Origin of the sequence: Staphylococcus pasteuri (genome assembly GCF_003970495.1) — a bacterium.
Classification (GTDB): domain Bacteria; phylum Bacillota; class Bacilli; order Staphylococcales; family Staphylococcaceae; genus Staphylococcus; species Staphylococcus pasteuri.
Window position 1 is genome coordinate 95,910 of the sequence record NZ_RXWW01000091.1, and the last position, 6,000, is coordinate 101,909.

General features: G+C 29.4%; 7 protein-coding genes. 1 reads left to right on the forward strand and 6 read right to left on the reverse strand.

Annotated elements, in window-relative coordinates; genetic code table 11:
* Nucleotides 1-110: 110 nt before the first annotated feature.
* Genes CD121_RS11750 through isdC form a run of 6 tightly spaced genes read right to left on the reverse strand, consistent with a single transcriptional unit; the run spans nucleotide 111 to nucleotide 4,766 of the window.
* Nucleotides 111-434 (reverse strand): antibiotic biosynthesis monooxygenase, encoded by a 324-nt coding sequence (locus tag CD121_RS11750; RefSeq protein ID WP_126568373.1) that lies wholly within the window; start codon nucleotides 432-434, stop codon nucleotides 111-113.
* 16 nt (nucleotides 435-450) lie between these two features.
* Complete coding sequence (srtB, locus tag CD121_RS11755) at nucleotides 451-1,179, reverse strand: class B sortase (protein WP_029055500.1); 729 nt, start codon at nucleotides 1,177-1,179, stop codon at nucleotides 451-453.
* Between the two features lie 37 nt (nucleotides 1,180-1,216).
* Entirely contained in the window at nucleotides 1,217-2,194 is a 978-nt protein-coding gene (gene isdF, locus CD121_RS11760; protein ID WP_126568375.1) for a hemin ABC transporter permease protein IsdF, read from the reverse strand.
* Between the two features lie 12 nt (nucleotides 2,195-2,206).
* A complete protein-coding gene (isdE, locus tag CD121_RS11765; RefSeq protein WP_070452751.1) occupies nucleotides 2,207-3,088 on the reverse strand; it encodes a heme ABC transporter substrate-binding protein IsdE in 882 nt (293 codons plus the stop codon).
* On the reverse strand, nucleotides 3,085-4,119 hold the full coding sequence (locus CD121_RS11770; RefSeq protein ID WP_126568378.1) for a hypothetical protein: 1,035 nt from the start codon (nucleotides 4,117-4,119) through the stop codon (nucleotides 3,085-3,087). Before CD121_RS11770 ends, isdE begins: the two co-directional genes overlap by 4 nt.
* Nucleotides 4,119-4,766: a heme uptake protein IsdC gene (gene isdC, locus CD121_RS11775; RefSeq protein WP_017637561.1), complete on the reverse strand. Its 648-nt coding sequence runs from the start codon at nucleotides 4,764-4,766 to the stop codon at nucleotides 4,119-4,121. Before isdC ends, CD121_RS11770 begins: the two co-directional genes overlap by 1 nt.
* 207 nt (nucleotides 4,767-4,973) lie before the next feature.
* On the opposite strand from isdC, the gene CD121_RS12485 reads away from it, so the two are divergent.
* A partial coding sequence (locus tag CD121_RS12485) for an NEAT domain-containing protein (RefSeq protein WP_257214301.1) occupies nucleotides 4,974-6,000 on the forward strand: 1,027 nt, incomplete at its 3' end.

A 6,000-nucleotide genomic window follows, 5' to 3' on the forward strand; every position in this document is an offset into this window, starting at 1 on the left:
TTAGCTAAGGTGTTCTACTAAGAAACAACTTTACATTATTAAAATAAAAAAGCTTCCGACTAAATTTTAATGATATTTAATCGGAAGCTAATTGCTTTTTAAACAAATGTTTATTTCAAATAATGATAGCCAATATCATATGTATGAACGCTATTTTTAATAATCGAACTACTTTTATCATCAGATTGACTGCGAACATTTTGATGTGCTTTTTTAAATACATCTGATTTCAACCAGTCTGTAAAAGCTTGTTTATCTTTCCATAAAGTTAAAATTTTAACTTCATCATAATCCTCTTTTTCTAATGTACGAGTAACAAACATACCTTCAAACCCGTCTAATGTCTCAATACCATGTCTAGTATAAAATCTTTCAACAATTTCTGTTGCTGTCCCTTTGTTTAGCGTTAATTTGTTTTCAGCCATAAATCTCATGATTGTCTTCATCCTTTTAGTTAATTTTAGTTAATTTGGCAACAACTGCTATTCTGCCTGCTGTTTGTCTAAATGCATCTTCACAAGTCGATAATGTCACAATTTTATCTCCTTCATTGACATCTACATTCGTTTTTATCAACGAACGCTTCTTTGTTTTGAGTAAAAATGCTTTAAACTGTTCATCATTATCAAAAGTCGTTTGGATATAATTGTCATTACTTGTTGTTTTAAATGCACTAAAAATTTGTAATTGATATTTACCATATTTAGTATCAAAGTGGATTGATTTGTGTTTGTCATAAAATGATTGTTTTAAATAATCATCAAGTACATCAAACATAGTTTGATCACCAATATGATGACCATATATCACCGTATTTTTATCTAAAGGATTCAATGAATTTCGATAATCCATAAAAATACTTCCTTTACGACGTTGTTCTCTTTCAAAATCTAAATTTAAATATTCATGATTTGTTTTACCTTGTAAAATAGGATAATTGAGCGATGTTCCCTCTAATTGAATCCAACCAACGATGTCTTTATTAATTTTTTCTAAGGATTCAAATTGTGGTCTTACTGATGATTGATGTTCATTTGATAGTGTTTTAAATTTCTTTTGTATTTTGGCATAACTTTCTTGTTCATCTTTATCTTGAACATAAATTTTAATTATTTGATAAGTAAAAACGACAATAACAACGATTAAAATAATTTGTATTATTCTTATTATGTGTTTCATATAATGTGATAATCCTTTATTCTTCATTAGTTAAGCTTTACATAGATTTATAAATACGTTGACGTTTACCCTTACATAATAAATAAATCAATGTAGGTCCACCTACAATCATTAAAATAGCATTGGCAGGTATTTCTAATGGTGGATGTATTGTACGTCCTGCTAAATCAGCTAAAAGTAAGAACCAAGCTCCTATGACTATTGAAAATGGTATAACTGCTTTATAATTAACAACTACTATTTTTCTTACAATATGAGGTACAATAATCCCTAAAAAGGCCATTTGACCTACTATCGCAACTGTTGCACTTGCTAAAAATACTGCTAATAAGCCAATTATCCATCTATACGTATCTATTTGAAAACCAATACTCTTAGCTTGCATATCGTCTAAATTTAATAAATTCAACTTAGGAGATAGTAAAATACTTAAACTTAATCCTATCATTGCAGAAATCGCAATAATATATACATCTTTCCATGTTTTCATAGTTAAACCTTGAGACATTTTCAGTAATGGATTTTGACTTAAGATGTCATATACACCATTTAATAAAACAAATAATGCTACACCTACTAAAATCATACTTACCGCATTCAACTGATATTTAGTGTGTAAAAATATAATGATTATAAATGGAATCAATCCTCCGATAAAAACTAAAAATGGTAAATAATTATATAGTTGAGGAATATACATCATACATAGCGTTCTCATAATTAAAGCGCCAGTCGAAACGCCAATTAAATTTGCTTCAGCTAATGGATTTTGTAGGGACGCTTGTAAAAGTGCTCCTGATACTGCCAACATAGCCCCTACTATCATTGCTATTAATATTCTTGGTAATCTCAAATCTAATATCGCATCCACCGCATTATTTTCACCAGTTGATAATTTATCTATCCAATCATTAAATGTAATTTTTAAAGTACCAGTAACAAATGATAAATATGCTGTTAAAACAGTTAATAGTATAAATATTATTAAAAATAACTTCTTATGGTTCTTTATCATACAATCATTCCATTACTTTTTATTGTTATAAAATAAGTCATATAACTGTTTCATTGCTTCGTCAGCATCAACATTCGCTGTAATTCCAAATGGAATCTCTTCTAAATCATAAACTTTATTATTTTTAACAGCTTTAAAATGCTTCCAAATATCATTTTGTTTAAATTCTTTTTTAAACATTTTTTTCACTTCATCTGGCATGCCATGTGGTAAACGTAAAATGATATCAGGGTCTACATTGAGTAAGTTTTCAGTATTTGACGAAATATACTGTCTATCTTTTACTTTAATTACATTTTCTCCACCAGCAATTTTCACTAAGTCGCCAATATAAGATTTATCTGTCGCAACTAAATAACTTCCTGGCACACCCATAAGAATTAGTACTTTAGGGTGTTTACGTTGTTTAGCAGCTTTGTCTTCAATTTCCTTTTTCACTTTATTTAAGTGATCATTTAATTCTTTTGCTTTTTCAGTTCTATTAAACTGTTTACCTAATTCTGTAATTGAATTTTCCATACCTTGCAAACTATCGTAGTCATAATAGTAACCTTTCATATTAAGCTGTTTATAAAAAGGTTTCATTTCATCTTTGATTGTAGACACACTTAATACGTGAGTTGGATTTAATTTTTTAACTGCTTCTACACTTGGTTGCATCGGTTGTCCCACTTCGGGAACATCTTTATATCGTGTCGGTAATGTTTTATAAGATGTTGGTTTCCCAACGATTGGTAAATCCAGTTTGTCTAGTGTCATTGTCAATGCAACAGTGGTAGGTACAATTCTATATTTTTCAGCTTTTTCTTCTTTTTTTGATTTCGATGATGATTCACAAGCGACTAATAAAATAGCACATATAATTCCTAAAATTATTGTTTTTACATGTTTCAATCTTTTTTACCTCGCTTTCTCATTAATAAATGAGATACAACTAGGAGTAACATTGCTAATACTATAGCTACGCCCAATATCGCATATTCTTTTTTATGACTTTTTGCTTTTTGATTATTTTCATATTTTTTATTATTTGGTTTATGTTTCTTTACATCATCATCTCTATTGAATGATGGTAATGTTTTATCTTTTTCCTTTTTAATATTGTCCCTAGTACTTTGAATTTTAGTTGATTGTGAATCAACATTATTTTTCAAACTTTGATCATTATTATTTGAATTTCCAGACGATTGAGTATGACTGCTGTTACTATTTTTAGTCACATTTATATTTGTTGTAGTTGATTTGTTTTTTTGTTCTTGAGTACTATTCTTATATTCTTTTGGTTTATTTTGACCAGTCTTTTTATTTTTAGATATATCTTTATCTGTAGTTCGTGTTTGTTGATTATTATTCTTATTTTGTTGAACTATTATTTGATTCTGATTTTTATCTTTTTGGTCTTCTTTATCATCTTTATTTTGTTTTAAATGAATGAATAGTACACTGTCTTCCTTATCATGGAGATTTTGTTTATAACGCATTTCCAAGGTTTGTATATTTTGCTTTAATAATATTCTTATCGTTGTTGTATCATCATTACTTTTAGTTACAAAAGGTAATGGCTGAGAATTGGATGTCAAAAATTGATAATTTTCAATCTTAGTATGTGGAGATAATTTGATTTCTAGGTAAACTTGATTTTTACTATTAAAAATAAGTCGACCTTTTTCATCAAATACTTCTACTTTTTTATCATCTTTATCTCTTACATCTAGATAGATATTATTAGTCTTTTTAGGTAATTCTTTAAAAATAGCTTCATCTAATTTCTGAGGGTTATCTTGCTGTGTATTATAAGAATTGGCTGATGGACTATTCATCTCATCAGCCAATAATAATGCATCTTTATTATTTAAAATCATAAATGTCGATACACAACAATAAATGATTAACGTTTTAAAGCTAGTTTGTAATGATACATTCATTATTTCACATTACCTTTGTTAACCTTTTTAGCATAAAATGTAATGAAAACGAATGACATCAATGCAACTGCAGGAACGATATAAATATATCCTGGAATACCAGCACTAGTTTGTGGGTTTTCTACACCACCAGTACCAGTGTTTGTAGTACCCCCTGTAGTATCATTACCAGTAGTACTTGCACTGCTACTACCATTACCAACTACATTAGATGGTCCATTAAATTTATAAGTAATATTGTAATGGTGATCATATAAGAAAGGTTTGCCATTTACTTTTTCATTAATATATACATCAATTTTACCTTGGACTTTACCGCTCACTTTACTTACTTCAAATTCAGAAGTACGTTCATCTTTCGCAGCATTTTTATTAATAATTTTTTCTTTATGGCCTTCGATACTCATACCTGTAATCCAATGACTGTGGTTAACAGTAATTTGAACATATAACTTACCGTTCTTTTTAACATATTTAGCTGGTTTATTAAAATAATCATTGGCAATAGATGTATCGTTAGTATTATATTTTAAGATTTCATAATTGAACGTTCCGCTATCTTCAGCAAAAGCATTATTAACAGTTGTCGCAAAAAACAATATAAAAGACAATACGGCTACACTAAAAATTTTATGTAATTTTTTCAAAATATATACCTCCCATTTAAGACGAATATTACGTCTTTACAAAAATAATAAATGATAACGATTATCAAAGTAAATATTTATTTTATAATAAAATTATATTATTGTTATAACGATATACTTGTGGTACTATTATTGATAACCATTTTCAATTAAATTGGTTAATCACTTTTAATGACATAGCACAATCATTTTTAGGAGGAAAACATCATGAACAAACATTATCTAAATCCTAAGTTTTATAAGGAGAATAATCATGCATCATTAAGAAGATTTACAATTGGAAGTACAACTCTTTTATTAAGTGTATTACTTTATGCAAGTAATGGAGAAAATCATGCGCAGGCTGCTGAAACAAATCAAAATAATAATCAAAATACAGCAGTATCACCTTCTTCATCACAAAATAATACTGTATCTGAAGAAATGAATTTCCAAGTTCAAAGAGATGGTTCAAATGAAGTGTCACACATGGATGAATATATGAAGCATCCTGGTAAAGTAATTAAAAAAGATAATCAATATTATTTCCAAGCTACATTAACAAATGCTTCATGGTGGAAAGAATATAAATTTTTCGATAAAAACAATCAAGAATTAACTACTAATGTTGTTAATAATGACACAGCAAATGATACAAAAACGTTAGATATTTCAGTAGAACCAGGATATACAAATATCACATCAAGAATACATATCGTTATTCCAAACTTAAAGTATGATCATACTTATACAACGCATTTGGAATTTGCGAAACCTATTCCAACATTAGGCGAAACTAATACTAATAGTGATAGTAATACAGCATCTCAACCTAACAATGATGTAGTAACTACTCCAGCTACTGGAGACAATAACAACGGTGCTACTGCTCCAAGTACTGGAAATAATAACAATGCACCTACTACTCCAGCTACTGGAGACAACAACAATGCACCTACTACTCCAGCTACTGGGGACAACAACAATGCACCTACTACTCCAGCTACTGGGGACAACAACAATGCACCTACTTCTCCAGCTACTGGGGACAACAACAATGCACCTACTACTCCAGCTACTGGGGACAACAACAATGCACCTACTACTCCAAATACTGGGGACAACAACAATGCACCTACTACTCCAAATACTGGAGACAACAACAATGCACCTACTACTCCAGCTACTGGGGACAACAATAATGTACCAACTACTCCAGCTGCTGGGGGCAATAATAATGCACCTACTACTCCAA